23 protein-coding genes and 1 pseudogene are annotated in these 26,831 nt (G+C 73.8%); 12 read left to right on the plus strand and 12 right to left on the minus strand.

The genetic code is table 11. The features are described from left to right. Positions 1–153, minus strand: a 153-nt coding sequence (locus ACWDXC_RS37420) for a transposase (RefSeq protein WP_449990594.1), incomplete at its 3' end; no start/stop codon positions are given. 71 nt (positions 154–224) lie between these two features. After that, a pseudogene (aztA, locus tag ACWDXC_RS37425) lies at positions 225–725 on the minus strand (zinc ABC transporter ATP-binding protein AztA); the annotation flags it as partial. Positions 726–777: 52 nt separating this feature from the next. Between aztA and aztB the strand changes: the two are divergent. The 4 genes from aztB to aztD are packed head-to-tail and all read left to right on the plus strand — an operon-like array spanning position 778 to position 4,804. Beyond that, positions 778–1,593 (plus strand): zinc ABC transporter permease AztB, encoded by an 816-nt coding sequence (aztB, locus tag ACWDXC_RS37430; RefSeq protein ID WP_449990335.1) that lies wholly within the window; start codon positions 778–780, stop codon positions 1,591–1,593. Then, positions 1,590–2,696 carry a hypothetical protein gene (locus ACWDXC_RS37435; protein ID WP_449990338.1) on the plus strand — a complete coding sequence of 369 codons (1,107 nt, stop codon included), beginning with the start codon at positions 1,590–1,592 and terminating at the stop codon, positions 2,694–2,696. The genes aztB and ACWDXC_RS37435 overlap by 4 nt, the downstream gene beginning before the upstream one ends. Beyond that, positions 2,693–3,583, plus strand: a complete 891-nt coding sequence (aztC, locus tag ACWDXC_RS37440; RefSeq protein ID WP_449990340.1) for a zinc ABC transporter substrate-binding protein AztC — start codon at positions 2,693–2,695, stop codon at positions 3,581–3,583. Before ACWDXC_RS37435 ends, aztC begins: the two co-directional genes overlap by 4 nt. Before the next feature lie 36 nt (positions 3,584–3,619). Next, positions 3,620–4,804, plus strand: coding sequence for a zinc metallochaperone AztD (aztD, locus tag ACWDXC_RS37445; protein WP_449990343.1), 1,185 nt, complete (start codon positions 3,620–3,622; stop codon positions 4,802–4,804). Positions 4,805–4,949: 145 nt separating this feature from the next. Here aztD and ACWDXC_RS37450 read toward each other — a convergent pair whose 3' ends face one another. Then, complete coding sequence (locus ACWDXC_RS37450) at positions 4,950–6,227, minus strand: MFS transporter (protein ID WP_449990346.1); 1,278 nt, start codon at positions 6,225–6,227, stop codon at positions 4,950–4,952. Between the two features lie 122 nt (positions 6,228–6,349). Here ACWDXC_RS37450 and ACWDXC_RS37455 point away from each other — a divergent pair, with 122 nt between their 5' ends. Next, on the plus strand, positions 6,350–7,843 hold the full coding sequence (locus ACWDXC_RS37455) for a cobyric acid synthase (RefSeq protein ID WP_449990349.1): 1,494 nt from the start codon (positions 6,350–6,352) through the stop codon (positions 7,841–7,843). Positions 7,844–7,867: 24 nt separating this feature from the next. Here the strand turns inward: ACWDXC_RS37455 and ACWDXC_RS37460 are convergent, their stop codons facing one another. Beyond that, positions 7,868–8,326: an ArsR/SmtB family transcription factor gene (locus ACWDXC_RS37460; RefSeq protein WP_219503781.1), complete on the minus strand. Its 459-nt coding sequence runs from the start codon at positions 8,324–8,326 to the stop codon at positions 7,868–7,870. A gap of 121 nt (positions 8,327–8,447) precedes the next feature. Between ACWDXC_RS37460 and ACWDXC_RS37465 the strand changes: the two genes are divergently transcribed. From ACWDXC_RS37465 to ACWDXC_RS37475, 3 genes are read left to right on the plus strand one after another with little or no spacing between them, the layout of a single operon-like run. Beyond that, a complete protein-coding gene (locus ACWDXC_RS37465; RefSeq protein WP_219503784.1) occupies positions 8,448–9,359 on the plus strand; it encodes an ABC transporter ATP-binding protein in 912 nt (303 codons plus the stop codon). Beyond that, positions 9,337–10,128: an ABC transporter permease subunit gene (locus tag ACWDXC_RS37470; protein ID WP_449990353.1), complete on the plus strand. Its 792-nt coding sequence runs from the start codon at positions 9,337–9,339 to the stop codon at positions 10,126–10,128. The genes ACWDXC_RS37465 and ACWDXC_RS37470 overlap by 23 nt, the downstream gene beginning before the upstream one ends. A gap of 2 nt (positions 10,129–10,130) precedes the next feature. Continuing rightward, positions 10,131–11,150 carry a PucR family transcriptional regulator gene (locus ACWDXC_RS37475; RefSeq protein WP_449990356.1) on the plus strand — a complete coding sequence of 340 codons (1,020 nt, stop codon included), beginning with the start codon at positions 10,131–10,133 and terminating at the stop codon, positions 11,148–11,150. Positions 11,151–11,395: 245 nt separating this feature from the next. Here ACWDXC_RS37475 and ACWDXC_RS37480 read toward each other — a convergent pair whose 3' ends face one another. The 4 genes from ACWDXC_RS37480 to ACWDXC_RS37495 all read right to left on the minus strand — a co-directional run bounded on the left by ACWDXC_RS37480 (position 11,396) and on the right by ACWDXC_RS37495 (position 15,923). Next, positions 11,396–12,001, minus strand: coding sequence for a LysE family translocator (locus ACWDXC_RS37480; RefSeq protein ID WP_219503792.1), 606 nt, complete (start codon positions 11,999–12,001; stop codon positions 11,396–11,398). Between the two features lie 68 nt (positions 12,002–12,069). Further along, entirely contained in the window at positions 12,070–13,017 is a 948-nt protein-coding gene (locus ACWDXC_RS37485; RefSeq protein WP_449990359.1) for a quinone oxidoreductase family protein, read from the minus strand. A gap of 522 nt (positions 13,018–13,539) precedes the next feature. Next, the gene (locus ACWDXC_RS37490; protein WP_449990361.1) at positions 13,540–14,412 is read right to left on the minus strand and encodes a Vgb family protein; all 873 of its coding nucleotides are present in this window, start codon (positions 14,410–14,412) and stop codon (positions 13,540–13,542) included. Beyond that, entirely contained in the window at positions 14,403–15,923 is a 1,521-nt protein-coding gene (locus tag ACWDXC_RS37495; protein WP_449990364.1) for an ABC-F family ATP-binding cassette domain-containing protein, read from the minus strand. Before ACWDXC_RS37495 ends, ACWDXC_RS37490 begins: the two co-directional genes overlap by 10 nt. A gap of 158 nt (positions 15,924–16,081) precedes the next feature. On the opposite strand from ACWDXC_RS37495, the gene ACWDXC_RS37500 reads away from it, so the two are divergent. Further along, a complete protein-coding gene (locus tag ACWDXC_RS37500; RefSeq protein ID WP_219503804.1) occupies positions 16,082–16,630 on the plus strand; it encodes a TetR/AcrR family transcriptional regulator in 549 nt (182 codons plus the stop codon). Positions 16,631–16,637: 7 nt separating this feature from the next. Here ACWDXC_RS37500 and ACWDXC_RS37505 read toward each other — a convergent pair whose 3' ends face one another. Beyond that, entirely contained in the window at positions 16,638–18,263 is a 1,626-nt protein-coding gene (locus ACWDXC_RS37505) for a serine/threonine-protein kinase (RefSeq protein ID WP_308125706.1), read from the minus strand. 6 nt (positions 18,264–18,269) lie between these two features. Further along, entirely contained in the window at positions 18,270–19,220 is a 951-nt protein-coding gene (locus ACWDXC_RS37510; protein WP_449990368.1) for a hypothetical protein, read from the minus strand. Between the two features lie 188 nt (positions 19,221–19,408). Between ACWDXC_RS37510 and ACWDXC_RS37515 the strand changes: the two genes are divergently transcribed. The 3 genes from ACWDXC_RS37515 (at position 19,409) to ACWDXC_RS37525 (ending at position 23,937) form a co-directional block, all read left to right on the plus strand. After that, entirely contained in the window at positions 19,409–19,675 is a 267-nt protein-coding gene (locus ACWDXC_RS37515; RefSeq protein WP_219503810.1) for a DUF6504 family protein, read from the plus strand. Continuing rightward, a complete protein-coding gene (locus ACWDXC_RS37520; RefSeq protein WP_449990597.1) occupies positions 19,675–23,250 on the plus strand; it encodes a DNA polymerase III subunit alpha in 3,576 nt (1,191 codons plus the stop codon). The genes ACWDXC_RS37515 and ACWDXC_RS37520 overlap by 1 nt, the downstream gene beginning before the upstream one ends. A gap of 159 nt (positions 23,251–23,409) precedes the next feature. Continuing rightward, entirely contained in the window at positions 23,410–23,937 is a 528-nt protein-coding gene (locus tag ACWDXC_RS37525) for a hypothetical protein (RefSeq protein ID WP_449990371.1), read from the plus strand. A gap of 119 nt (positions 23,938–24,056) precedes the next feature. On the opposite strand, the gene ACWDXC_RS37530 is transcribed toward ACWDXC_RS37525, so the two are convergent. Both ACWDXC_RS37530 and ACWDXC_RS37535 read right to left on the minus strand, forming a co-directional pair. Next, complete coding sequence (locus tag ACWDXC_RS37530) at positions 24,057–25,688, minus strand: beta-N-acetylhexosaminidase (RefSeq protein WP_449990373.1); 1,632 nt, start codon at positions 25,686–25,688, stop codon at positions 24,057–24,059. Then, positions 25,685–26,815, minus strand: coding sequence for an MFS transporter (locus ACWDXC_RS37535; protein ID WP_449990376.1), 1,131 nt, complete (start codon positions 26,813–26,815; stop codon positions 25,685–25,687). The genes ACWDXC_RS37530 and ACWDXC_RS37535 overlap by 4 nt, the downstream gene beginning before the upstream one ends. Positions 26,816–26,831: the final 16 nt, after the last annotated feature.

Below are 26,831 nucleotides of genomic sequence, written 5' to 3' on the forward strand. Positions count from 1 at the left end.
GACCCTCACCCGCCAGCGAATCCCGTCGATGAGTTGGCGCTTGGTCCACTGCGACGGCCGACCTGGCCTTTTGCCTGCGGGCAGCAGCGGCTCCAGCCGCGCCCACTGTGCATCGGTGAGGTCGAACCGCCGCGTCACCGCTAAGGTGGCCACGAGGTCTCCGGGTTACAGGTTCTTCTTGGTCGATGAACCCTCTACCGGAGACCTCTCTGCTTTCCGGCTGCGACACGCCGTTGATCACACTTCGAGACAGGGCCTAGGCCGGTAGCGGGCTCGTCGAGCAGGAGCAGGTCCGACTCCTGGGCGAGCCCCTGGGCGACGAGCGCGCGCTGGCGCTGCCCGCCCGACAGCGCGCCGAGCGGTCGCCGGGCCAGGTCGGTGATGCCCAGGCGGTCCAGGCAGGAGTCGACCACCGACCAGTCGTGCGCGCGCAGGCGGCGCCAGGGGCCGCGATGCGCCCAGCGGCCCATCGCCACGGTGTCGCGGACGGTGATCGGCAGGGCGTCGCTCACCTCGCTGCGCTGCACGACGTACGCGGGCCGGTGGCGCCGCTCGATCGTGCCGGACGTGACGGGGAGCACCCCGGCCAGCACGCTCAGCAGGGTGGATTTGCCTGACCCGTTCGGCCCGGCCACGGCGGTCACCCGGCCGTCCGGAATGTCGGCTGTGACCTGGTGCAACACCGTGCGCCGGGGATAGCCGGCGACCAGCTTGTCGATCTTCATGTCCCGCCCTCGACTTGAAATTGATAACGGTTTTCATTGTAAGGTGCGGGTCATGGATTGGTTGCTGGACCCCTTCGAGGTGTCCTTCGTACGGCAGGCGTTGTGGGCGTCGACGCTGGTCTCGCTGGTCTGCGCGATGGCCGGGACGTGGGTGGTGCTGCGCGGCATGGCGTTCATGGGCGACGCGATGTCGCACGGGATGCTGCCCGGGGTGGCGCTGGCCGCGCTGCTCGGCGGCAGCCCGGTGATCGGCGGGCTGCTTGCCGCGGCGGCGATGGCGGCGGGCGTGACCGCGCTGGGCAGGTCGCGGCGCGTGTCGCAGGACACGGCGATCGGGTTGCTGTTCGCGGGCATGCTCGCGCTGGGCGTGATCATCGTGTCGCGGTCCGGCTCGTTCGCGGTGGACCTGACCGGGTTCCTGTTCGGCGACGTGCTGGCGGTGCGGGACCACGAGCTGCTTCAGCTCGCCGTGGCGCTGGCCGTGGCGGCGCTGGTGACGCTGCTCGGGCACCGGATGTTCGTCGCGCTGGCCTTCGACCCGCGCAAGGCGCGCACGCTCGGGTTGCGGCCCGGGCCGGCGCACGCGCTGATGCTCGGCCTGGTCACGCTGGCGATCGTGGCGTCGTTCCACGTGGTGGGCACGCTGCTGGTGTTCGGGCTGCTCATCGCGCCCCCGGCGGCGATGGCGCTGTGGGCGCGGCGGATCCCGGCGATCATGCTGGGGGCCGCGCTGCTGGGCGTGCTCGCGGCGGCGTCGGGGCTGCTCGTGTCGTGGCATCTCGGCACGGCGGCGGGGGCGACGATCGCGGCCGTGGCGGTGTCGCTGTTCTTCGTGTCGGCGCTGGCGGCCAAGCTGAGGGCCCGATGAGGCGGGGTGCGGCGATCGCCGCGACGATCCTGCTCGCCGGGTGCGCCGCCGCCCCCGCCGTTCCCGCGACGCCCGCCGGCCCCGTGCCGCACGGCTACGTGGCAGGGGCGGAGGAGGCCGCCGAGCCGCAGTACCGCCTGGTGCTGGCCGAGCCCGGCGGCGCGGTGCACGTGCTCGACCTGATCACCGGGAAGGTCACCGGGGTCGGCGGCTCGGGCGCGGCCGACGGTGTCGACGGTGTCGACGGCGACGGGCGGTTCGCCTACGTCCGCACCGGTGACCGGCTGCGCGTCGTCGACGGCGGCGCCTGGACCGTCGACCACGGCGACCACGTCCACTACTACCGGTCCGCCCCCCGCGAGCTGGGCGCCGTCCCCGGGCGGCGGGTGGCCGCCGGCGCGGCGGTGACGGCGGTCTCGGGTGACGGCACGCTCCTGCTCGACCGTGCCCGGCTGGAGAAGGGCGAGATCGTCCGTACGGCCGAGCTCCCGTACGACATGGTCCTGCCGTATGGGGAGCGGCTGCTCGTGCCCGGCGAGAACGCGGTGCTGAGCAGGACGGGCGAACGGACGGGCGAGCTGGGCGAGCCCTGCCCGCGGCCCCGCGACGCGGCCGTCACCCGGAGAGGCCCGGTGTTCGCGTGCGCCGACGGCGTGCTGCTGGCCGGCCGGGACGGCGCGGTCAAGCTCGCCCACCCCGGCGGCGTGGGCGAGCTGCACGCCCGGCCGGGCAGCACCGTGCTCGCGGCCAAGGCCGGTGACCGGGGCGTGCTCGTGATCGACGTCACCGCGCGGACCGTCAGGCTGCTGCGCACCGGCCCCGTGGTGGCGGTCACCGCCACCGGCCCCGGCGCGCCGGTGCTCACGCTGACCGCCGACGGCGTCCTGCACGCCTGGAACCCCGCATCCGGCGAGCGTCAGGCCAGGGTCAAGCTGCTGGAGTCGGCGAGCACGCAGACCATCCAGGCCGACACCGGCCGCGCCTACGTCAACGACCCCGCCGGTCGGGTCGTGCACGAGATCGACTACGCCGACGGCCTGCGCCGCGCCCGCACGTTCAAGCTGGGCTTCGCGCCCGCGCACATGGTGGAGACAGGCCGATGAGGATGCTGCTGATCGTCGTGGCGCTGCTGCTGGCCGGCTGCTCGGCGGGGGGCGAGCGGCGGCCCGAGGTGGTCGTCACCACGAACATCCTCGGCGACGTCACCCGCATGATCATCGGTACGGAGGCCGACGTCACGGTGCTGATGAAGGCCGGGGCCGACCCGCACTCGTTCGGCGTGTCGGCCCCCGAGGCCGCCCGGCTCGAACGCGCCTCGCTCGTCGTCCACAACGGCCTCGGCCTGGAGGAGGGCGTGCTGCGGCACGTACGGGCCGCCGAGGAGGCGGGGGTGCCCGTGCTGGCCGCCGCCGAGGCCGCCGGGCCGCTGCCGTACGCGGACGGCGGCCGGCCCGATCCGCACTTCTGGACCGATCCGGGCCGCATGATCCGGGCCGTCGACGCGATCGCGGCGCGGGCCGAGCGCATCGACGGCGTCGACGCGGCCGCCGTCCGCGCCAACGCCGCCGCCTACCGGCGCGAGCTCGAACGGCTCGACGCCTGGATGGTGCGGCGGCTGGCCGCGATCCCGCCCGAGCGGCGAAAGCTCGTCACCAATCATCATGTCTTCGGCTATTTCGCCGAACGGTACGGGTTCGAGGTCGTCGGGGCGGTGATCCCGGGCGGCACCACGCTCGCCTCGCCGAGCGCCGCCGACCTCAAGGACCTGGCCGACGCTGTCCGCGAGCACGGCGTGCCCGCCATCTTCGCCGACTCCTCGCAACCCGACCGGCTCGTCCAGGTCCTGGCCTCGGAGGCCGGGCTGAAGGTCGAGGTCGTCGGCCTGTTCACCGAGTCCCTGAGCGCGGCCGGCGGTGGCGCCGACACCTACCTGCGGATGATGCGCGCCAACACCGACGCCATGGTCTCCGGCCTCAGCGCGAAACCCTGACGCGAATTTCTGACGCCAAACCCTGAAAGGAATCCGATGAATCACCGGCTCCCCCTCCTGCTGGCCGCGGCGGCCCTGCTCGCGAGCGCCTGCGCCGCTCAGCCCACGCAAACCGCCCAAAACGCCCAGCCCGGCCAGGCCGGGCCGAGCGCTCCGAGCGCGTCCAGGCCCGTCAAGGAGCCGCTGGTCGTCACGTACGACGGCGGCCTGTACGTCCTCGACGGCGAGACGCTGGCCGTCGCCCGCGACATTCCGCTGCCGGGCTTCAACCGGGTCAACCCGGCGGGCGACGAGCGGCACGTGATGGTGTCGACGTCGACCGGGTTCCGGGTGCTCGACGCGGTCGCGCCCGAGCTGAAGGCCGACGAGTTCAAGGCCCCCAAGCCCGGCCATGTCGTCCGCCACGCGGGCAGGACGGTGCTGTTCTCCGACGGCACCGGCCAGGTCACCGTCTTCGACCCGCACGAGCTGGCCGCCGGGCTGCCCGAGGGCGAGGTCTACCAGGCGGCGGCCCCGCACCACGGCGTGGCGATCCAGCTCGCGAACGGCGAGCTCGTCGTCACGCTCGGCACCGAGGAGAAGCGCAGCGGCATCGTCGTCCTGGACCGTGAGCGCGAGGAGATCACCCGCAGCGAGCAGTGCCCCGGCGTGCACGGCGAGGCCGCGGCCGAGGGCGAGACCGTGGTCGTCGGCTGCGAGGACGGCGTCCTCGTCTACCGCGCTGGCAAGATCACCAAGGTGCGGAGCCCCGACCCGTACGGGCGGATCGGCAACCAGGCCGGGAGCGACAGGTCGCCGATCGTCCTCGGCGACTACAAGAAGGACCCGGACGCCGAGCTGGAGCGGCCGGAGCAGGTGTCGCTCATCGACACTGCGTCGGGCAAGCTGCGGCTGGTGGACCTGGGGACGAGCTACACGTTCCGCTCGCTGGCGCGCGGGCCGCACGGCGAGGCGCTGGTGCTGGGCACCGACGGGGAGATCCACGTGATAGATCCGGAGAAGGGCGAGGTCGTCAGGACGATCCCGGTGATGGGGGAGTGGAGTGAGCCGATCGAGTGGCAGCGGCCCCGCCCGGCGATCTTCGTGCGGGGCCACGTCGCGTACGTGACCGACCCGGACGGCAAGCGGGTGCACGCGGTGGACGTCAAGTCCGGCAAGAAGCTGAGGACCGGCACGCTGCCGCAGGCGCCGAACGAGCTCAGCGGGGTGATGGCCCACTGACGGACGGCCCGGCCCCCGGTCGCTCGGGGGCCGGGGGCCGGGGTGGGTCAGGAGTGGCGGGCGGCGTCGAGGACCTTCGCGGCGTCGCGCTCGAAGGAGGCGCGGGCGCCGAGCGTGAGCAGGCCGCCGATCACCATCGGGACGATCAGGATGTACATGCCGCCGACCAGCGAGCCGAGCTGGTCCGAGGCGATGCCGACGATGAGCGAGCCGAACGCGCCGCAGCCGGTGATGAGGAGCTGGAGCGCGGCGAAGCCGAGCCCCGGGCACTGGCCGGCACCACGTCCGCCAGGCAGGCGGTCATGTTGGGGATGGCGACCGACATGGACGTGCAGGCGATGAGGGTGAGGATCGCCATCGGCCACAGCGAGTCCATCGACAGCGCGACGGCCAGGACGAGCGCGCCGATCGTGATGCCGCCGCCCCCGGCCAGCAGCCGGCCGCCCTTGCGGGTGCCGTGCCAGGTGCGGCCCAGCCAGGAGCCGATCAGCGTGCCGGTCAGCGTGCCCGCGATGGTGATCAGGCCGGACACCGAGCCCGCGGTGCCGGCCGCGACGCCGAAGGTGCGGACCATGAGCGTCGGCAGCCAGAAGAACACCCCGGCCAGGCCCAGCGTGAGCAGCCCGAGCCCCACGCAGACGAACACCAGCGACGGGATGGTGAGCACCTGCCGCATCTGCCTGCCGAACGGCACCTTCTCCGTGGTGGGGACGGTGTCGGGCGTCGGGGCGGGCACCGGCTCGGCGGCGACGGTGCCGGTGGTGCCCGTGGTGCCGGTGGCGGCGGCGGAGCGGGCGACGATCCGGTCCAGCTCGCCCCGGCGCGGCTCCTTGAGCATCCAGACGAGCACGGCGGTGAGCAGGCCCGGGATCACCATGATCATGAACGCGTTCCGCCACCCGTACGCCTCGCCGAGCACGCCGCCGAGCAGGGTGCCGACGCCGCCCAGGTAGGTCGTCACGCGGGTCAGGCCGTACGCCTTGGCCCGGGTGACGGGCGGGTAGTAGTCGGCGAGCAGGCTGCCGGAGGCGGGGTTGTCGATGTTCTCGGCGGCGGCGAGCAGCACCCGCATCAGGTAGAACATGACGAACCCGGTCGCCAGGCCGGTGCCGAGCGTGGCGACGGCCCAGATGAAGACCACGACGGCGATGATCCGCGTGCGGTTGTACCGGTCGGCGATGTAGCCGGCCGGGATGGCCACGATCGCCCCCGCCAGCGCTGCCGCCGTGGGGATGGAGCCGGCTGCGGTGTCGCTGAAGCCCCATTCCCGCTGCACCAGGGGGAGCACGCCCGACAGCAGGTTGGCTTCCATGCGGTCGACGAGTCCGACGATGAAGAGCACCACCAGCGGCGCCCAGCCGAACGGCGCCCGGGCGGCCGCGTCGATCCTGCCGGTCCGGGGCGAACCCAGCGTTCCGACCATGCCTCACCTTCCAGGAGGAAAATCTAGAATACCGTTCTAGGCGAACGTTCTAGTTAGAGTGGCAGAAGTCACAGGATTCGTAAATGGGTGGTTCCTTACGATTTCCCACTAACCTGCTCCAGGTGAAGGGCGCACTCCTGGTCGCGGGCACCACCTCCGACGCCGGCAAGAGCGTGGTCACCGCGGGCATCTGCCGCTGGCTGGCCCGCCAGGGCGTGCGCGTCGCGCCGTACAAGGCGCAGAACATGTCGCTCAACTCGTACGTCACCGCCGACGGCGCGGAGATCGGCCGGGCCCAGGCGATGCAGGCGCAGGCCGCGGGCCTGGAGCCGGTCGCCGACATGAACCCGATCCTGCTCAAGCCCGGCAGCGACCGGCGCAGCCAGGTCGTGCTCATGGGCCGCCCCGTCGCCGACGTCGACGCGATGGAGTACGGCGAGCTGCGCGACCTGCTGCGCGCCATGGCGCTGGAGTCGCTGGCGCGGCTGCGCGACAGCTACGACGTGGTCGTCTGCGAGGGCGCGGGCAGCCCCGCCGAGATCAACCTGCGCCCCGGCGACATCGCCAACATGGGCCTGGCCAGGGCCGCGAACCTGCCGGTGATCGTGGTCGGCGACATCGACAGGGGCGGGGTGTTCGCCGCCTTCTACGGCACCGTCGGCCTGCTGGAGGCCGCCGACCAGGCGCTCGTCGCCGGGTTCGTGGTCAACAAGTTCCGCGGCGCCCGTGAGCTGCTCGAACCGGGCCTCGACCAGCTCAGGGAGCTGACCGGGCGGCGCGTGTACGGGGTGCTGCCCTGGCTCGACGGGCTGTGGATGGACGTGGAGGACTCGCTGGCCCTGGACGGCCGCACGGTCGCGGCGCGCCCCCCGTACGGCAGGCGGACGCTGCGCGTGGCGGTCGTGCGGCTGCCCCGCATCTCGAACTTCACCGACGTGGACGCCCTGGCCGCCGAGCCGGGCGTGGTGGTGCGCTTCGTCACCGACCCCGCCGGGCTGGAGGACGCCGACCTCGTCGTGCTGCCCGGCAGCCGCGCCACCGTGTCCGACCTGGCCTGGCTGCGCCGCACCGGCCTGGCCGACGCGCTGGTGTCACGTACCGGGCCGATCCTCGGCATCTGCGGCGGCTTCCAGATGCTCGGGCGCGAGATCGTCGACGAGGTGGAGTCGGGCGCGGGCCGCGTCGACGGCCTCGGGCTGCTGCCCGTGCGCGTCGAGTTCGCCGCCGGCAAGATCCTGGGCAGGCCGTACGGCGAGGCGTACGGGCAGCCGGTGCGCGGCTACGAGATCCACCACGGCCGGGCCACGGTCGAGGGCGGCGAGCCGTTCCTGGACGGCTGCCGGGTGGGCGCCGTGCAGGGCACCACCTGGCACGGCGCGCTGGAGAACGACGGGTTCAGGCGCGCCTTCCTGGCCGACGTGGCGGCCCGCGCCGGGCGCGACTTCGTCCCCGACCCCGCCACCGACTTCGCCCGGCTGCGCGAGGAGCGCCTGGACGCGCTCGGCGACCTCGTCGAGCGGCACCTCGACACCGGCGCGCTGCTCGACCTCATCACGGAAGGCCCGCCCGGGGCGCCGACGCTGCCGCCCGGCGCTCCGCGACCCAGGCGCCGATGACCTCCAGCGCGGTCTCCGCCCCGCTCACTCCCGGCCGGCGACGTCCGTGGCCGCGGCCGCCAGGGCCAGCACCGGAAACACGGCCTGCGGCGGCACCCGGTAGACGCCGCGTTCGGGCTGCTCGACCAGGCCGGCCGAGGCGAGTGTCTTCAGGTGGTGGTAGAGCTGCCCCTGCGAGGCCAGCGCCAGCTCGCTCTGGAGGTCGGCGATCGGGCGCGGGCCGCTGAGCAGCAGTTGCAGGATGCGCAGCCTGGCGGGGTGGCCGGCGGCGGCGAGCACGGCGGCCATCGGCGCGGCCGGGCGTTCGACGAGCCAGCCGGGGGAGCGGGCCGACTCCCACCGCCACCGGTAGCCGCCCAGCCTGGCCTCGCCGCCGTAGACGACGCGGCCGGTGTCGTCGTCGGCGGGGGCCGCGACGGCCTGCCCGCCTTCCAGGGCGGCGACGCGGGCCTCCAGGGCGCGCACCCGTTCCTCGATGTCCACGCCAGCACTGTACTCAGGAATTCCGGATAAACGGTGTTGCCGGGTGCCGGAAGCGAACCGCCTCCGTCGCTGCCGGATCCGGCCGGTGACGCGGACGGGGACCGGGCGGGATCATTCCGGCATGACAGCGGTGGTGCGGGCCGAAGGGCTGACGAAGTACTACGGCAGGCGCCGGGGCCTGGAGGATCTCACGCTGGAGATCCGGCCGGGAGAGGTCTTCGGCTACCTGGGACCGAACGGCGCGGGCAAGACCACCACGATCCGGCTGCTCCTCGACGTGATCAGGCCCACCCGCGGCCACGTCACCGTCCTCGGCGCCGGCTCGCGGGAGGCCGCCGTGCGCGCCAGGATCGGCTACCTGCCGGGCGAGCTGGCGCTGGAGGGCAGGGAACGGGCCCGGGACTACCTGGCCTTCCTCGCCCGGGTGCGCGGCGGCGTGCCGCCCGCCCGGATCCGGGCGCTGGCCGAACGGCTGGACGCCGACCTGTCCGTGCCGATGCGCAAGCTCTCCAAGGGCAACAAGCAGAAGGTCGGGCTCATCCAGGCGTTCATGCACGAGCCGGAGCTGCTCGTCCTCGACGAGCCGACCGGCGGGCTCGACCCGCTGGTGCAGCAGGAGTTCCTGGCCATGGTGCGCGAGGTGCGCGCCTCCGGCCGGACCGTGCTCATGTCCTCCCACGTGCTGGCCGAGGTGGAGCACGTCTCCGACCGGGTCGGCATCGTACGGGCCGGGCGGCTGGTCGCGGTCGAGAACGTGGCGGCGCTACGGGAGAAGGCGGTGCGCCGGGTGGAGCTGCACTTCGACGCGCCGGTCCCGGCCGAGGCGTTCGCCGGGCTGCCCGGGGTGCGGGAGCTGCGCGTGGAGGGGGCGGCGCTGAGCTGCACGATCGACGGGCGGCCGGACGCGCTGGTCAAGGCGGCGGCCCGGTTCACCGTGGTGCACCTGGTCAGCGAGGAGCCCGATCTGGAGGAGATCTTCCTCACCTACTACAGCGAGGAGGGGCGAGACGATGATCGCCAAGAGCCTGCGTGACTTCAGGCGGTCGCTGATCTGGTGGGCGATCGGGATCAGCGCCTTCATGACCATGTATTTAGGGATTTATCCCAATATTCGGGAGAATCCCGATCTTTATGGGGCGCAGGCGCTGGCCAAGTTCCCCGGCGCGCTGCGTGACCTCATGGGCGGGCTGCAGGACATGACCAGCGGCGCCGGCTACCTGCAGTCGGTCGTCTACCAGCTGTTCGTGCCCATGCTGTTCGCGGTGTGCGCGATGCTCGTCGCCAACCGCGCCCTGGCCCAGCCGGAGGAGGCCGGCACGCTGGAGCTCGTCGTCACGCTGCCGGTGGACCGGCGGAGGCTGATCCTGGAGCGCTTCGCCGCCTTCGCGCTCGGCCTGCTGGCCGTGGCCGTCGTCACGCTGCTGGTCACCTGGGCGCTGGCCGAGGGCGTCGCGCTCGGCGTCGGCGCCGACCGGCTGATCGCCGCCCACACCGGCGTCTACCTGGTCGGGCTCTTCTTCGGCAGCCTCACGCTCGCCGCCGGCGCCGCCTCCGGCCGCCGGGCGCCCTCGCTCGCCCTGGCCGGCGTGTGGGCCGTGCTCGGCTACGTGGTCGTCACCGTCGGCCAGAACGTCGAGGCGGTCGCCTGGCTCAAGTGGATCTCGCCGTTCCACTACTACGCCGCCGGACGCCCCCTCTACCAGGGGCTTCCCGTGGGGGACTACCTTGTGCTGGCGGGCGCGAGCGCCGTGCTGGTGCTCACCGCCGTGCTCGCCTTCGACAGACGCGACGTAGGAGTCTGACCGTGACCCCCGAGGTGCCCGCTGAGCTGCTCGGCGGGCACCTTCACGCGCTCCGGCTGGCCGCCCGCAGCGGCCGGCTGCCCGACCGGGCCGCGCTCGACGCCAACCGCGCCGCCGGAGCCCACGCCGCCGAGCTGGGCGTCCCGCTCCCGGCGCTGGTCGACGCGGCGCTCGCCGCCGCCGACGGGCTCCCCGGCGTGCTGCCCGCCCTGCGCAGGGCCATCGCCGCGCTCCTCGCCGGGTACGAGCAGGCCCAGCTCGACGCCCTGCGCGGCGCCTCGGCCGAGCGCAGGCAGTTCGTCGACGACCTGCTGCTAGGCCGCGCCGAACGCCTCGCCGAACGCGCCGAGCACTTCGGCCTGCGCCTGGCCGAGTCGTACGTCGTGGCCGCCGCCCGCGGCCTCACCGACCCGGCGGACGCCGCCCAGCCCGAACGCATCGAACGCGACCTCATCGCCCGCTTCGGCTCCCACAACATCCTGCTCGCCGTCCGCGACGGGCTGCTCGTGTGCGTCGCCCCCGCCACGCTGCCCGCCGCCGTCGGCGAGTTCACCCATCACGTACGCGCCCGCTTCCCGGCAGGCTGGCGCGTCGGCGTCGGACGTCCGCAGCGCGGCCCCGGCGGCATCGTCGCCTCCTACCGCGAGGCCGCCGGAGCCCTGGACCTGGCCGACCGGCTCAGGCTCAAGCACGACGTCGTCAGGGCCGCCGACCTGCTCGTCTTCCCCGTGCTGCTGCGCGACAGGAGCGCCATGGAGGACCTGGTGACCAGCGTGCTGAGCCCGCTGCTGGAGGCGCGCGGCGGTCACGCGCCGCTCCTGGAGACCCTGGAGGCCGTCTTCGCCGCCCAGGGCAACCAGACCGCCGCCGCCCGCAGGCTCGGGCTCAGCGCCCGCGCCGTCACCTACCGGCTGCAGCGCATCCGCCGCCTGACCGGCTTCTCGCCCGACGACCCCACCCAGCGCTTCACGCTGGAGACCGCCGTTCTCGGCGCCCGCCTGCTGGACTGGCCGTGGGAGTGACGAGCCTGGTCTGCAGGCCGCCGAGCAAGCGAGCATCCGCTCCGGCTGCCGCAGCGGGTTCGGCCCCAGCTCGATCAGCTCGTCCTTGCCCGCCACGTGCCGGTAGAGCGAGGTGGCCCCGGCGCCCCGCCTATGCCGACCCCGCAGAAGGGCTCGTCGGCATCCTGCTCACCCAGGCCGCGATGGACTCCGCCGCGACGCCCCGGCTGCACCGCGACTTCTGGACCACCGCGTACCAGATGTGATCACTCCACCGCGAGCCGTACGCCGAACCCCACGATGACCACCCCCGTGACGCGGTCCAGCAGCCGGCGCACGGCCGGGGCGCGCAGCAGGCCGCCCATCACGGCCGCGAACGCGATCAGCACCCCGCTCCACACCAGCCCCTCCGCCACGTGCACCCCCGCCAGCAGCAGGCCCGACGCCGCGTCCGCCTGGTCCGACGGCAGGAACTGCGGCAGCATCGCCACGTAGAAGGCGCCCACCTTGGGATTGAGCAGGTTCGTGACCAGCCCGCGCCGGAACCCGGTGCGGAACCTCACCTCCCGCTCGGCCGGCGCCTCCACGTGCGCGTCCTTCCTGACGAACAGCAGGCGCAGCCCCATCCACACCAGGTACGCCGCCCCCGCCCAGCGCAGCACGTCGTAGGCGAACTGCGAGGCCGCCAGCAGCGTGGACAGCCCGGCGACCGACACCAGCCCCCACACCAGCACCCCGAGCTGGACCCCGAGCGCCACCCCCCACGCCGGACGCCGCCCGGCCAGCAGCGACGTCCGCAGGATGAGCGCCGTGTCCAGCCCCGGCGTGACGGTCAACAGCGCGACAACTAAGGCGAATCCCGCTATGTCCATGCGGGTCACAGTAAGGGATTTCGTGTGAGGAGATTCCCCTGAAGAGATGGAGGCGAGGGCCGGTCGCGTCAGGGGACGAGGAGCAGCTTCCCCGTGGTCCGGCGGGCCGCCAGGTCCTCCTGCGCCCGCCCCGCCTCCGCCAGCGGATAACGCCCCGACACCGTCACCTTCAGCTCACCCGAGGCGATCCAGCCGAACAGGTCACGCGCCCGCCACAGCAGCTCCTCCCGCTCCGCCACGTAATCCACCATCGTCGGCCGCGTCAGGAACACCGAACCCGCCCGGTTGAGCCGCTGCGGATCCACCGGCGGCACCGGCCCGCTCGCCGCCCCGTACAGCACCATCAGCCCGCGCCTCCGCAGCACCTCCAGCCCCGCGTCGAACGTCGCGGCGCCCACCCCGTCGTAGACCACGTCGACCTCGCCGCGCCACGCCTGCGCGAAGTCGTCGTACTGCCGGACCTCGTCCGCCCCCGCCTCGCGGGCCAGCTCCGCCTTCGCCTCCGTCGACGCCGTCGCCAGCACCCGCGCCCCCCGCAGCTTCGCCAGCTGCGTCAGCAGCAGCCCCACCCCGCCGGCCGCCGCGTGCACCAGCACCGTGTCGCCCGGCTTCACCTCGTGCGTCGAGTGCGTCAGGTAATGAGCCGTCATGCCCTGCAGCATCACGGCCGCCGCCAGCTCGGCCGGCACCCCGTCCGGCACCGGCACCACCCGGTCCGCCGCGACCACGGCCTTCTCCGCGTAGGACCCCATCACCCCGGCCCACGCCACGGTGTCGCCCACGGCCACCCCGTCCACCCCGGACCCGACGGCCGACACCACCCCCGCGCCCTCCGACCCGATCCCGCTGGGCAGCTGAAGCGGGTACAGGCCGGAGCGGTGGTAGATGTCGATGAAGTTCACGCCGCTCGCGGCGACATCCACCACCACCTCCCCGGCGCCGGGCTCCGGATCCGGACGCTCGACGTACTCGAGAACCTCTGGGCCGCCCTGGGCGGCGATCACGATGGCACGCATGCCCCTAGTCAACCCCGCCCACGCCCTTCCCCCCGCACCGCCCCACCCATCCAGCGAAACCGGCCCCCCAGAACCTGCCCAGCCCCCTGCGCCCGGTCGACGCATACGAAGTCGGAACCGCCGAGCGCGTCGTCCTGGTCGAGTTCGGCAGTTGCGAACAGGCGGTTGCCGCACGCGCGAGCGCGGCCTGCCAGAAGGCGCCGGCCGAACTCCCCGACGGCTTCGAGCGCGACTTCCGCATCATCGAAGCCCTCGACTGACCGAGGTCCGGCCGGATCCTCACTGAAGATCCACCATCTCGGCTTGCGCTGGTGCGGCTGCTGGCATGGCGGGGTTCGTGGGTGTGGCCGAGTGGCTGAGCGGCCGGATCGGAGAGTGGGAGCTCGGTCGCGGAGGACGGGCCTCGCGTGCGCCGGTCATGGGACGGCCGGTACGGCGGATGCCGGTTGCGCACACGCCGTACCCGCACACGCCGTACCCGCACACCCGGTGCCCCCGGCGCACCGGTGTCCCGGGGCGTCGTCAGGCCGGCGGGTCCATGCGGGCGAGGGCGCCGGATTCGAGGGCGGTCCAGATGGCGCCGTCGGGCCCCAGGGTGAGGCCGTGCGGCTCGGCGGGGGTGTCGGGGGTGGCGGGGAGGGGGTGCTCGTCCACCGCCCCGGCGGTGGTGATGCGGCCCAGGCGGCCGGTCGCCCAGAGGGTGAACCAGAGCGCCCCGTCAGGCCCGGTGATGATGGCGTGCGGGCGGGAGGCGCGGTCGGGGAGCGGGAACTCGTCGATCTTGCCGGTGACGTCGATGCGCCCGATCTGGCCGGCGCCGATCTCGGCGAACCAGAGCGCCCCGTCGGGGCCGGGGGTGATGTGGACCGGGGCGGCGCCCTCCGTGGGCAGGGGGTGGACGGTCACCTCGCCCCCGGTGGTGATCCGGCCGACGGCGTTGCCCTGGTTGAGGGTGAACCAGAGCGCGCCGTCGGCCCCGGCGGCGATGCCCGAGGGCATGCCTCCCGGCACCGGGACCGGGAACTCGGTGATCTCGCCGGTGGGCGCGATCCGGCCGATCGTGTCGGAGCGCATCGAGGTGAACCACATGGCCCCGTCGGGCCCGGTCACGATGCCGTAGGGCGAGTCGGCCTCGTACGAGGTGACCTCGCCGGTCGGGGAGATCCGCCCGACGCGGCCGCCCTGGAATTCGGTGAACCACATCGCCTCCCCGCCCGGTCCGGGCGTGATGACGGTGGGCCCGCCGTCGGCCGGGGCGAGCTGGTGGATCACCGGCTCGCCGCCGGGGAGCAGCCTGCCGATGCGGCCCTCGTGGACGAGCGTGAACCACAGCGCGCCGTCGGCCCCGGTCGCGATGCCGTAGGGGGCACCTGCGGTGATCTTGGTTACGTGCATGCGAGTTCCCCCGATATCTCCAGCGTGGCGCCCCGCCAGCGGCGGCACAGCGTGCGGTCGTGGGACACGACGACGAGCGCGCCCCGGTAGTGGTCGAGTGCCTGCTCCAGCTCTTCCACCAGTGTCAGCGACAGGTGGTTGGTGGGCTCGTCGAGCAGCAGCAGGTCGTGCTCGCCGGCCAGCAGCGTCGCCAGCGCGAGCCGGCGCCGCTGCCCGACGGACAGCGCCCCCACCCGCAGGTCGAGCGTCTCGGGCCGGAACAGCCCGGTGGCCAGCAGCGCCGCCCGGCGCTCGTGGCGGGGGCCGCGCCCGTAGGCGTCCAGCACCGGCAGCGCCGGATCGTAGGAGACCTCCTGCGGGAGCAGGCCGACGGACCCGCGCGCCTGCTCGGCGACGGCGTGGAGCAGCGTGGACTTGCCCGCGCCGTTGGCCCCGCGGATCAGCACCCGGTCACCTGCCGCGACGCTGAACCGCTCGACGACCAGCCGGTCGCCCACCCGTACGTCACGCACCTCGGTGAGCACGCGCCCGCCCTCCTCCGGCGCCTGGCCGGAGCGGGGGGACTGGGCGAAGGAGCCGCGGAAGCGGAGCGGCCGGGGCGGCGGCGGCACCGGGTCGGCCTCCAGCCTGCGCAGGCGCTCCTGCGCGTTGCGCACGCGGCTGGCGATCGAGCTCTGCACGCGGCCGGCGTTGCGGTCGTAGGCCATCTTGTTGTTGTCGCGCATCGCCCGCCCGGCGGCGACGCGGTGGGCGGTGGTGGCGGCGTGCTCGCGCACCTGGCGGACCTCGTCACGCCAGGCCGCGTGGGCCTGCTCCTGCCGGGCGCGGGCGGCGGCCTTGGCCTCCAGGAAGCCCGAGTAGCCGCCACCGAAGCGCGTCACGCCGCCCGACTCGACCTCCAGCACCGAGGTCGCCACCCGGTCGAGGAAGGCCCGGTCGTGCGAGACGGCGACGACGGTGCCGCGGTGGTCGCGCAGCCGCTCCTCGAGCCAGGTCAGCGCCGACTCGTCGAGGTGGTTGGTCGGCTCGTCGAGCAGCAGCGTCTCGGGGGAGGCGGCCAGCAGGCAGGCCAGGCCGAGCCGAGCCTGCTCCCCGCCCGACAGGCTGGACAGCACCCGGTCGCGCCCGACATGGGTCAGGCCGAGCCCGTGCAGCGACTTGTCCACCCGGGCGTCGGCCTCGTAGCCGCCCCGGGTCTCGAACGCGGTCGCGAGCTCCCCGTACTCCTCCATCCGGTCGGGGGTGAGGTCGGACTCCAGCTCGCGCATCCGGCGCTCGATGGCCCGCAGGCCGGCCAGGGCGGCGTCGATCGCCTGCCGCACCGTGTGGCCGGGCGGCAGGTCGAGCGTCTGGCCGAGGTAGCCCGCGTCGGCGGGCGGGACGGCCTCGCCCTCGTCGGGCCGCTCGACCCCCGCCAGGAGGCGGAGCAGCGTGGACTTGCCGGATCCGTTCTCGCCGACGATGCCCAGGCGCTCGCCCGGCCGCACGGACATCGACACGCCGGCCAGCACCCGGTGCAGGCCGTACGTCTTGGAAACGTCTCGGAGGATGGTCAGGATGGAGCTCCAATCGCAACTGAGGTAGCTTTAGCTTGCCACAGCCTGCCCGACAAACGCAACTGGAGTAGTCTTTGGAGACGAGCAAACGTCCGGGAGGGCGGAGCGCCAGGGTGCGCGACGCCGTGCGCCAGGCCACCCTCGCCGAGCTCGCCGAGCACGGCTTCCGCGGCCTCACCGTGGAGAACGTCGCCGAGCGCTCGGGCGTGCACAAGACGACCGTCTACCGGCGTTGGGGCAGCGTCGAAGGGCTGGTCTCCGACGCGCTGGAGCTGGCCCGCACCGAGCCGTGGCCCATCCCCGACACCGGCAGCGTCGAGGGCGACCTGCGCGGCGTCGCCAGGCTGGTGCAGAGCGGGTTCGACGACCCGGAGCTGGGGCCGGTGTCGTCGGCGTTCGTGGCGGCGGCCATGCAGAGCCCCGAGGCGGCCCGCGCCCTGCACGACTTCTTCGAGTCGCGCCACGAGCAGTCGTCCCAGGTGGTGCGGCGGGCGGTCGAGCGCGGCGAGCTGCCGGACACGGTGGACGTACGCGAGGTGATCAGGGTGGCGGTCGCGCCGATCTACTACCGGCTGTTCGTCGCCCACGAGCCGGTGACGCGGGACGACGCCGACCGCGCCGCCGACGCCGCCCTGGCGGCGGCCCGCGCGGGGGTGCTCTGAGCGCGGGTCACGGCTGCTGCCGGGCGCCCCGCAGCTCGAAGTCGTCCCAGGTGGTCTTCAGCAGGGACTCGCCGTCCTTGGGGACGCGGGCGAACAGCCCGACCGGGCCGTTGGCGATGCCGTTGGGGTCGTCGGCCTGCACGACACGGTCGCCGTTCACCCACATGGACAGCCGCACCGTCTTGCCCGTCTGCTCGCAGGCGGCCTCGATGCGGACCTTGCCCTCCGGCTTGCCGGCCTCGCCCTGGGCGAGGGTGCCGCCCGAGCCGTCCCAGATGCGCCTGATCCGGGCGGTGCCGGCGGTGTCGAGGCCGAACTCGTAGTAGGTGCCGTCCTCGGCCGCGTGGCAGTAGACGCCGTAGACGCCGCTCCCGGTGATGTGCTCGACCTCGGCGCTGACGGCCACGAGGACGGTCTCGGGCAGCATCGGGGTGGGCGTGGCGGACGGCTCGGGGGCGGCGGTGGGCGTCTCGGTCAGGAAGGGGACGGCGGCCTCGGCCCAGTTCTCCTCGTCGCCCTGCTCGACGTCGAGCCCGTAGGTGCCGTCGGTGCGGTAGCCGAAGCTGGCCTCGTCCTCGGCGTCGTAGGTGCCGGACCAGCCGCCGGAGGTCTGCGTGAAGTCCTCGCGGTGCAGGACGCCCAGCTCGGGCGGCCCGCCGGAGGAGAGGGCGACCCAGCCGGCGATCCCGAGCCCGGCGGCGACGGCCACGGCCGCCGCGATCCCGGCGTAGAGGCGGCCCCGCCGCGGCGGGCCCGGCGGGGGGCCGCCGGCGGCGGTCAGCGGCGTGGTGGCGCGCTGCCAGGCGACCTGGACGGTCTGGGCCACCTGCTCGGGCCCGGCGGCCCGGCCGACGAGGTGGTCGAGGAGCTGCTGGGCGGTCGGCCGCTGGGCGGGGTCCTTGTGCAGGGCGGCCCGCACGAGCTCGCGCAGGCCGGGCTCGACGTCGTCGAGGTTCGGCTCGGTGTTGAGCACCTGGTAGACGATGGCCGGCAGCGTCTCGCCGCCGAACGGTGAGCGGCCGCTCGCCGCGTACGCGATCAGGCAGCCCCAGGAGAACACGTCGCACGCCGGCGAGACGGGGTCGCCGCGCAGGACCTCGGGCGCCATGTAGCGGGGGGTGCCGATCAGCTCGCCGGTGCCGGTGACGCCGCCGAGGGTGTCGAGCGCCCGCGCGATGCCGAAGTCGATCACGCGCGGGCCGACGGGGGAGAGCAGCACGTTGGACGGCTTGAGGTCGCGGTGCACCACTCCGGCCGCGTGGATGGCGGTGAGCGCGGTGGCGACGCTGACGGCCAGCGCGTCGAGGCTGGAGCCGCGCAGCGGGCCGGACTGCTGGACGGCCTGCTCCAGGTTGGGGCCGGGCACGTACTCGGTGACGACGTAGAGCTGGCCGCCGTCGAGCGCCGCCTCCAGCACCGCCGCGGTGCAGAAGCGGCGCACCCGCTGCGCCGCGTCCGCCTCCCTGCGGAAGCGCATGCGGAACTGCTCGTGCTGGCTGAACTCCGGGTTGATCACCTTGATGGCGACCTGTTGCCCGGAGGGGTCCTCGGCGAGATGGACCGTGCCCATCCCACCCCTGCCCAGCACGTTCAGCAGTCTGTAGCGCCCGATGTGGGAGGAATCACCGCTCACGGCGGGTCAGCTTACCGACAGGTGACCCTCACGCGCAGTGTCGCGGGTACGGAGCGCGTACGAGATCGCCGCCACCGCCATCCCGGCGCCCCACACCAGGTACGCGGGGACCGACACCCAGAAGAACGCCTCGGGCAGCGCGAGCCCGTCCTGAGGCGGGAAGGGGTTGCGCCCGTTCAGCCGCTCGTACACCATCTGCCCGAGCCCCGCGCCGAAGTAGGCCACCAGCCCGGCCGACACGCCCGCGCCCGGCCACAGCACCAGCGGCCTGGGCACCCGCTGCCCGGCCAGCCCGGGGACCCAGCGCGGCCAGATCCGCCCCCACCGGTGCACCAGCGCCAGCGGCAGCAGCGTTCCCCCCAGCAGGAACCCGGCCTCGAACACCAGCACCATCCAGCCGTCCTCAAGAGGCGTCTCCCCGAACCCGACGACGGCCTGCGCCGCGACCCTGATCGCGCAGCCGGCCACGGCGGTGTAGGCGGCCGCGTAGGCCCACCGGGGCGTCGAGGCCAGCGCGGGCAGGGCGCGCCGGCCGGTCCGCCGCCGGTAGCGGAACGCGGCCCGCAGCAGCAGCGCCCCCGTGGTCACGCAGGCGGCCTTGCTCAGCGCGCCCAGCGGGTGGAAGGAGATGCCGAGGCCGGGCAGGACGCCGCCGACGACGTCGAGCAGCAGCAGCGCCCCCGCCACGATCAGCGCGGCCCCCACGGCCCACGACGCCACCGGCAGCGCCGCCCGCACCGGCCTCGGCGGGTCGGCCGCGAGCATGGCGGCCAGGAGCAGCGCCGCCGCCGCGCACAGCGCGACGGCCCACCACCCGGTGAACACCACCAGGTCGGGACCGACCGGCGAGAGCCGCTCCGGCATGTTCCCCAGCTGCCAGTACGTGCGCAGCGCCCCGTACAGGAGCGCCAGCGCCAGCGCGAACGCGGTGAGCCGGTCGGGTCGTGTGCTGTCCATGACGCCGATCCTGCTGCGGCGGCGCGGCCCGCGGATCCCCGCCCGGGGCCAGACGCGTCCCCCGCGCGGGGGAGAACCCGGCCGCCGACTTGCGTTGAGGGGGCGTGAGAACATATGTTCGATTCGTAAGCGCCCGCCTTCCCCCGGGTGGCTCAGCAGGAAGAACGAGAGCCGCGGGGAGAAGCGTCTTGAGCAGACTCTATGGCGATCCGATAGAGGTGTGGACCCGGGACGGGGAGCCGACCCAGTTCGTCTGGCGCGATCGTCTCTATCTCGTCAGGCGCGTGCTCGACCACTGGGTCGTGGCGCGCGAGTGGTGGAAGACCGGCGAGGGCGACCCCGGCGAGCGCCGGTTCTGGCGGGTCGAGGCCAGCCCCGGCCGCGAGGTCGGCTCGTACGAGCTGAGGTTCGACACCGCCAGCAACGGCTGGCTGCTGCTGCGGGCGTGGGACTGATGGCGCCGTTCCCGCACCTCAACGTGAGCTCCGCGTACTCGATGCGCTACGGCACCGCGTTCCCGAAGGCGCTGGTGGCGCGGGCCGCCGAGCACGGGATGGACATCCTCGCGCTGACCGACCGCGACGGGCTGTACGGGGCGGTCAAGCACGCGCAGGCGTGCGCGGACGCCGGGATCTCCCCGGTCTTCGGGGCGAACCTGGCGCTCGCCCCGACGGGGGAGCGGCGGCCGCGGACCGGCCCGGGGGCGCAGGACCGGGTGACCGTGCTGGCGCGCTCGCACGGCTGGTCGCGGCTGGCGCGGCTGGTCACGGCCGCCCATTACACGGGCGAGCGCGGCGACCCCCGGGTGAGCCGGGAGCTGATCGGCGAGCACGACGGCGCCGACGGCGGGCTGGTGGTGCTGCTCGGGCCGCGCTCCGACGTGGGCCGGGCGGTGGCCGAGCGGCGCGACGACCGCGCCCGCGCGCTGCTCGCGCTCTGGCGCGACGCGCTGCCCGGCGTGGTGGTCGAGGTGGTCGACCAGTACGGGTTCGGCGACGCCACGACGGCGCTGCGGATGCTCGCGCTGGCGGAGTCGGCCGGGGTGCCCGCGGTGCTGAGCAACGCGGCGCGCTACCTGGACCCGGCCGACCACCAGGTGGGCGACGTGCTCGACGCGGCCCGCCAGCTCGTCCCGCTGCACCCGCGCCACCTGGAACGCACCACCTCGCACGCCTATCTCAAGAGCGGCAAGGAGATGCTGCAGGTGGCCGCCAAGATCTGCGGCGGCGACCAGGAGCGCGTCACCCGGCTGCTGCGCGCCACCCGGCAGGTCGCCGAGGCGTGCGCGATGGAGGCGGCCGAGCTGCTCGCGCTCCGCAAGAGCCCGCCGGACCTGCACCTGCCGGAGATCGGCCGCGACCCGGTGCCGCTGCTGCGCCACCGGGTGGAGGACGGGCTGGCCGAGCGCGGGCTGGACAGGTCGCGGGAGGCGCGGGAGCGGCTGGCGGCCGAGCTGCACATCATCGAGAAGAAGCGCCTGTCCGGTTACTTCATCGCGGTCGCCGGCATCACCGACATGATCCGCGAGATGGGCGTGCGCTGCGCCATCCGCGGCTCCGGCGCCGGCAGCCTGGTCAACTACCTCATCGGCATCGGCGAGGTGAACCCGCTCGACCACGGCCTGCTCATGGAGCGCTTCCTGTCGGAGGGCCGCGTCGGGCTGCCCGACATCGACGTGGACGTCGAGTCCGCCCGCCGCCTCGACTGCTACAAGGCGATCTTCGACCGCTACGGCGAGTCGCGGGTGGCCTGCGTGTCCATGATGGAGACCTACCGGGCGCGCAGCGCGATCCGCGACGTGGCCGGGGCCATGGGGCTGCCGCCGCACGAGATCGACGCCATCGCCAAGGCGTTCCCGCACATCAGGGCCATGCAGATCACCGCCTCCCTGCGCGACCTGCCGGAGCTGCGCGACAGCCGCCTCGGCGAGGCCGGCCTGGACCGGGTGTTCCGGCTGGCCGAGAAGCTCGACGGGCTGCCCCGGCACATCGCGCTGCACCCGTGCGGCGTGCTCGTCGGCAACTCCGGCCTGCGCGACCGCACGCCCGTGGAGCGCAGCCTGCTGGAGTTCCCCATGTCGCAGTTCGACAAGGACGACGTGGAGGAGGCCGGGCTGCTCAAGCTCGACGTGCTCGGCGTGCGGATGCAGTCGGCGCTCGCGTACGCGCTGGGCGAGATCAAGCGGGTGGACGACGTCGTCGTCGAGCTCGACACGCAGAGCGGCGACGAGCCCGGCGTCCAGTACGTCCCGCACGACGACCAGGAGACGTACGACATGATCTGCGCGGGCCGGACCCTCGGCTGCTTCCAGATCGAGTCGCCGGGACAGCGCGAGCTGGTCGCCAAGCTGGAGCCGCGCAGGATGCACGACCTGATCGTGGACATCTCCCTGTTCAGGCCGGGACCGGTCAACTCCGACATGGTCACCCCGTACCTGGAAGCCAGGCACGGGTGGCGCAGACCGTACTATCCGCACGAGAAGCTGCGCGAGGCGCTGAAGGAGACGCACGGCGTGGTGGTCTTCCACGAGCAGGTGCTGAAGATCATCCAGGTGATGACGGGCAGGGACCTGTCCTACGCCGAGGCGCTGCGGCGCACGCTCGGCACGCCCGAGGGCCGCGACCGGGTGCGCCGCCACTTCGTGCCGCTGGCCAAGGCGAACGGGTTCGACGACGGCGCCGTGGAACGCGCCTGGAAGGTGCTCGACGCGTTCGGCGGGTTCGGGTTCTGCAAGGCGCACGCGGCGGCGTTCGCGCTGCCCACCTACCAGTCGGCCTGGCTCAAACGGCACCACGCCGCCGCGTTCTTCGCCGGGGTGCTGACGCACGACCCCGGCATGTACCCGCCGCGCGTCCTCATCGACGAGGCCCGCCAGTGCGGGGTGCGGATCCTGCCGCTGGACGTGAACAAGTCGGCCAAGGACTGGCGGGTCGAACGGCTCCAGCTCCGCGTCGACCCCGCCGACCTAGCCGGGAGCGACGAGCCGCCCCGGCGGCGGCGCGACTTCAGGATCGAGGAGATCGGCAAGGGCTACGCGCTGCGCGTGCCGTTCTCGGCGGTCAAGGGGGTGAGCGAGGCCGAGGTGGCGCGCATGGTCGAGGGCCAGCCGTACACCTCGCTCGCCGACTTCTGGGACCGGGCCCGCCCGTCCAGGCCGACGCTGGAGCGGATCGTCCAGGTCGGCGGCCTGGACGCGCTGCACGGCCTGCGCCCCGGCGGCCCCCGCTGGAAGCCCGGCGAGCTCACCAGGCGCGACCTGATCGCCCAGGTCGGCGTGCTGGAGCGGACCTCGGCCCACGGCGTGCGGTCCGGGCCGCGCGCCACCAAGCGCTACACGCCCCGCCAGGCCGCCCCCGAACGCCACCTGGCCGCCGTGCAGCTCCCGCTCGGGTTCGCCGAGCACATCCCGCCCGGCGAACTGCCCGAGATGACCGAGACGGAGATGGTCGAGGCCGAGCTGGAGATCCTCGGCATGGACGTCAGCCGCCACGTCATCAGCTTCCACGACGAGCTGCTCGACGGCCTCGGCGTGGTGCGCGCCAAGGACCTGCTCACGCTGCGCAACGGCGCCGAGGTGCTGGTGGCGGGGGTCAAGGTCGCCACCCAGACGCCCGCCATCCGCTCCGGCCAGCGCATCGTCTTCGTCACGCTGGACGACTCGACGGGGCCGGTCGACCTGACCTTCTTCGAGTCGGTGCAGGGCAGGTGCGCCTCGACGGTGTTCGGGTCGTGGCTCATGGTCGTGCGGGGGGTGGTCAGGCGCACCGGCGCCCGGGCCGTCTCCATGCGCGCGGTCGACTGCTGGAACCTGGTGGACCTCGACGCCGTCTGGCGCTCGCGCGGGCTCGACGCGGTCCGGGCGGTCATCGCCGAGACCCCGGAGGAGCGGGGCGGCGTCGGCGGGCGGGCGATCGAGTACGCCAACGGGTTCAGGCTGTCGCCCTACTCCGACCTCGGCCCGGCGATCACCGAGCCGCCGCGCCGCCTCTGGCACGCCAGCCCGGGCAGCTCCGGGCCCACGGCGGCGTGAACAGGGACCGAAGTCCAACAGCAGCCGAAGTCCAACAGCAGCCGAAGTCCAACAGGGACCGAAGTCCTTCGACGGCGGGCCTTGCGGCACTGCCGGGCGCGGGCCGGAGCCGATGGGATGGGACGTGACGACAGCGATCCACGCAGAGAGGTGCCCGTCATGGCCGTCCATGTGCAGCAGCCCGTCAGGCGTCACACCGTCACCGCCGGCGCCCGCCGCCCGGCCGACTACGTCTGGGCGGTCGCCCGGATCGCGCTTGGCTGGATCTTCCTCTGGGCCTTCCTGGACAAGACGTTCGGCTGGGGGCTCGCCACCCCGGCGGACAAGGCGTGGATCGCGGGCGGGAGCCCGACGACGGGGTTCCTGAAGGGGGCCGGGGAGAACGCGCTCGGCGGCTTCTTCGCCGGCCTCGCCGGTCAGGCGTGGGTCGACTGGCTGTTCATGGCCGGTCTGCTCGGGCTCGGCGGCGCGCTCGTGCTGGGCGTCGGGCTGCGGGTCGCCGCGGTCACCGGCGGCCTGCTGCTCGTGCTGATGTGGGCGGCGGCGCTGCCGCTGGCCACCAACCCGTTCCTGGACGACCACCTGATCTACGCCGTCGTGCTGGCCGGGCTGGCGCTGGCCGACGCGGGGACCACGTTCGGCCTGGGCGGGCTGCCGGTCGTGCGCCGCACCCCCTGGCTCCGATAGCCGCGCCCTCGCCGCCCACCCCGGTCTCCTCCGGGGTGGGCGCCGTCGCGTTCAAGCGCAGGAGGTGCTCAAGCGCGGGTGGTGCTCAAGCGCGGGTGGTGCTCAGGCGTGTGCGGTGCTCAGGCGCTGTGGGCGGTGGGCTCCGCGACCACGCCGGAGTCGGGCAGCCGGGCGGCCCACTCCTGCCAGTGCTCCCGGGTGGTGCGCACCTCCGAGGAGTGGGCGCGCGCCCCGGTGCCGCCCATCTGCCAGGGCCGCGGCCCCTCCAGCGGCCGGTACTCGCAGCCCGCCGCGTCCAGCCGGGCCAGATGCCCCCCGCTCAGCCGCTCGACCAGCGACGCGTAGCCGACCGGCGCGCCCGACCAGACCGCCTCGGCGATGGCGCAGGCCCGGGGGAACACCATGTAGTCCAGGTGCCGCTCGTGCGGGATGTACTCGCTCCACGCCTGGAACTGCCCGCCGAGCACCCTGGCCCGCTCCTCGTCCGTCCACGACGCGGGCAGCGGCGCGAACGCCGCCGCGTCCTCCAGCGTGATCGGCCCGCCGATGGCCAGCGGCTCGTCGGGCCGGTCGGACTGGTCGTAGTCGAGGTAGGTCGGGTACGTGGACGCGCGGACCACGTCGTGCCCGGCGGCGGCGGCCTCCCGGGAGATGGCGTCGCCGCGCCAGCACATCACGATCGTGTCGGGCAGCACGCCGCCCGTCTGGAACGCCTCGTCCCACACCACCATGCGCTTGCCGCGCCCGGCCAGGTAGGCGCCGATCTCGCGCAGGAACCAGCCGTGCAGGTCGCCCGGCGTCCTGGCGCCGATCGCCGCCATGTGCGCGGCCACCTCCGGGTCGCCCGGCCAGTCGGAGGTGACGCACTCGTCGCCGCCCAGGTGCACGTACGGGGTGTCGATGGCGGTGAGCAGCTCGTCGAGGAGCTCGCACACCAGCTTGACCGCGGCGGGGACCGGCTTGAGGACCCCGGCCGAGATGCCCCAGCCGCGCAGCACCTCGCGGGTGCCGGTGCCCAGCTCGGGGAAGGCGGTCAGCAGCGCGGAGGCGTGGCCGGGCAGGTCGATCTCGGGGACGACGACGATCCCGCGCTGGGCGGCGTAGGCGGACACCTCGGCCAGGTCGTCGAGGGTGTAGTAGCCGCCGTGCGGGGTGCCGTCGAAGGTCGTCCGGCCGTGGTGGTGGCCGGACATGCTCTCGGGGCGGTGTGTGGCCAGCCTGTTGATCTCCGGATATTTCCTGCTCTCGATGCGCCAGCCCTGGTCGTCGGTCAGGTGCAGGTGGAGGCGGTTCATCCGGTGCATGGCCAACAGGTCGACATAGCGCAGCAACGTATGCTTGGTCATGAAATGCCGGGCGACGTCCAGCATGCCGCCGCGCCAGCCCAGCGCGGGCTCGTCCTCGACCTCGCCGCACGGCACCACGCCGCCGGCCCGCCCGGCGACCCGGTACGCGTCAGGGCCGCGCAACTGCCTGAGCGTCTGCACAGCGTGCCGTACCCCGGCGAGGTCCGCGGCCACGATCTCGGCGCCGCCGGCCGAGACGCGCAGCCGGTAGGACTCGGGCCGGCCCGCCTCCAGGCGCACGGACAGCGCGCCCTCGGGCCCGGCGGCCACGGGCAGCGGCCCGAGCAGCGACTGGACCGCCTCGACCAGGGCGGGCTCGCCGTGCACGGCGCCGAGGGCGAACGTGCCCCCGGAGCCGGCCGCACGACGGGGAGCGGGCAGCAATGTCCGGTACGGATCGGTCATGTCAGTGCCTTTCGTGAGCTTCCGGTGCGGAAATAGAGAGCGAGGGGCACGATGGCGCCCGAGGTGACGGCGACGGTGCTGAGCGCGCCCGCCAGCCCGATCTGCTCGGCGAGGAAGCCGATCAGCGGCGGCCCGCCGAGCATCCCCGTGTGCCCGATGGTGGAGGCCAGGCTCACGCCTGAGGGCCCGCCGAGCGCCCCGGCCTGCGCGATGGCCAGCGGGAACACGTTCGCCAGCCCGAGCCCGACCGCGACGAACCCGGCGAACGCCACCGCGACCGAGCCCGTCCAGGAGGCCGCGAGGATGCCGCCCAGCGCCAGCAGCGCGCCGGTGATGAGCACGGCCGTCGGGCCGTGCCGGCGCACCAGGTGGCTGCCCGTCAGCCGGGCGAACGCGATCGCCACGGAGTAGGCCGAGAAGCCGAAGGCCGCCAGGCTCGCCTCCGCGTGCAGGTCGTCGCGCAGGTGGAGCACGCTCCAGTCGGCCACGGCGCCCTCGCCGAAGGCCGCGCACCCGGCCAGCGCCCCGCACAGGGCCAGGGCCAGGCCGAACCCGCCGCGCCAGCCCCGCGCGGGCCGCGCGGGCCGCACGGCGGGCAGCCGCCCGCGCAGCAGCGGCCGGGCGAGCACGGCCGTGCAGGCGAGGACGAGGGCCGACACCAGCAGGAAGTGCTGCAGGGTGGTGAGCAGGGTGGCCAGCAGGCCGCCGAGCAGCGCCCCCGCGAGGCCGCCCGCGCTCCACAGCCCGTGCAGCATCGACATGATCGGCCGTTCCGTGGCCTGCTCGGCCTCGACGGCCGCGCTGTTCAGCCCGATGTTGAGCACCCCGTAGCAGAGCCCGGTGCCCGCGAGCGTCACGCACAGCGCCACGATCGTGCCGGGCAGCGCGATCAGCGGCACGGCCAGGCTGAGCATGGTGATCGCGGCCAGGACGACCGGCCGGGTGCCGAAGCGCGCGCACAGCCGCCCGCTCACGGTCATGGCCAGGCCGGTGCCGATGGACATGCACATGAGCGCGACGCCGAGGCCGCCGGTGGTGACGCCCAGGTGGTCCTTGATGGAGGGGATGCGCACCACCCAGGTGGCGAAGACGACGCCGTCCAGGAAGAAGAACAGCGACAGGGGCATACCCGGCAAATTAACA

The organism is Nonomuraea sp. NPDC003214, assembly GCF_053590035.1.

What these genes read in the sequence shown, in the direction of transcription:
- aztB (WP_449990335.1), top strand. Translation starts at nt 778, where the DNA reads ATGGATTGGTTGCTGGACCCCTTCGAGGTGTCCTTCGTACGGCAGGCG.
- ACWDXC_RS37435 (WP_449990338.1), top strand. Translation starts at nt 1,590, where the DNA reads ATGAGGCGGGGTGCGGCGATCGCCGCGACGATCCTGCTCGCCGGGTGC.
- aztC (WP_449990340.1), top strand. Translation starts at nt 2,693, where the DNA reads ATGAGGATGCTGCTGATCGTCGTGGCGCTGCTGCTGGCCGGCTGCTCG.
- aztD (WP_449990343.1), top strand. Translation starts at nt 3,620, where the DNA reads ATGAATCACCGGCTCCCCCTCCTGCTGGCCGCGGCGGCCCTGCTCGCG.
- ACWDXC_RS37450 (WP_449990346.1), bottom strand. Translation starts at nt 6,227, where the DNA reads ATGGTCGGAACGCTGGGTTCGCCCCGGACCGGCAGGATCGACGCGGCC.
- ACWDXC_RS37465 (WP_219503784.1), top strand. Translation starts at nt 8,448, where the DNA reads ATGACAGCGGTGGTGCGGGCCGAAGGGCTGACGAAGTACTACGGCAGG.
- ACWDXC_RS37470 (WP_449990353.1), top strand. Translation starts at nt 9,337, where the DNA reads ATGATCGCCAAGAGCCTGCGTGACTTCAGGCGGTCGCTGATCTGGTGG.
- ACWDXC_RS37480 (WP_219503792.1), bottom strand. Translation starts at nt 12,001, where the DNA reads ATGGACATAGCGGGATTCGCCTTAGTTGTCGCGCTGTTGACCGTCACG.
- ACWDXC_RS37485 (WP_449990359.1), bottom strand. Translation starts at nt 13,017, where the DNA reads ATGCGTGCCATCGTGATCGCCGCCCAGGGCGGCCCAGAGGTTCTCGAG.
- ACWDXC_RS37490 (WP_449990361.1), bottom strand. Translation starts at nt 14,412, where the DNA reads ATGCACGTAACCAAGATCACCGCAGGTGCCCCCTACGGCATCGCGACC.
- ACWDXC_RS37510 (WP_449990368.1), bottom strand. Translation starts at nt 19,220, where the DNA reads ATGGACAGCACACGACCCGACCGGCTCACCGCGTTCGCGCTGGCGCTG.
- ACWDXC_RS37520 (WP_449990597.1), top strand. Translation starts at nt 19,675, where the DNA reads ATGGCGCCGTTCCCGCACCTCAACGTGAGCTCCGCGTACTCGATGCGC.
- ACWDXC_RS37525 (WP_449990371.1), top strand. Translation starts at nt 23,410, where the DNA reads ATGGCCGTCCATGTGCAGCAGCCCGTCAGGCGTCACACCGTCACCGCC.
- ACWDXC_RS37530 (WP_449990373.1), bottom strand. Translation starts at nt 25,688, where the DNA reads ATGACCGATCCGTACCGGACATTGCTGCCCGCTCCCCGTCGTGCGGCC.
- ACWDXC_RS37535 (WP_449990376.1), bottom strand. Translation starts at nt 26,815, where the DNA reads ATGCCCCTGTCGCTGTTCTTCTTCCTGGACGGCGTCGTCTTCGCCACC.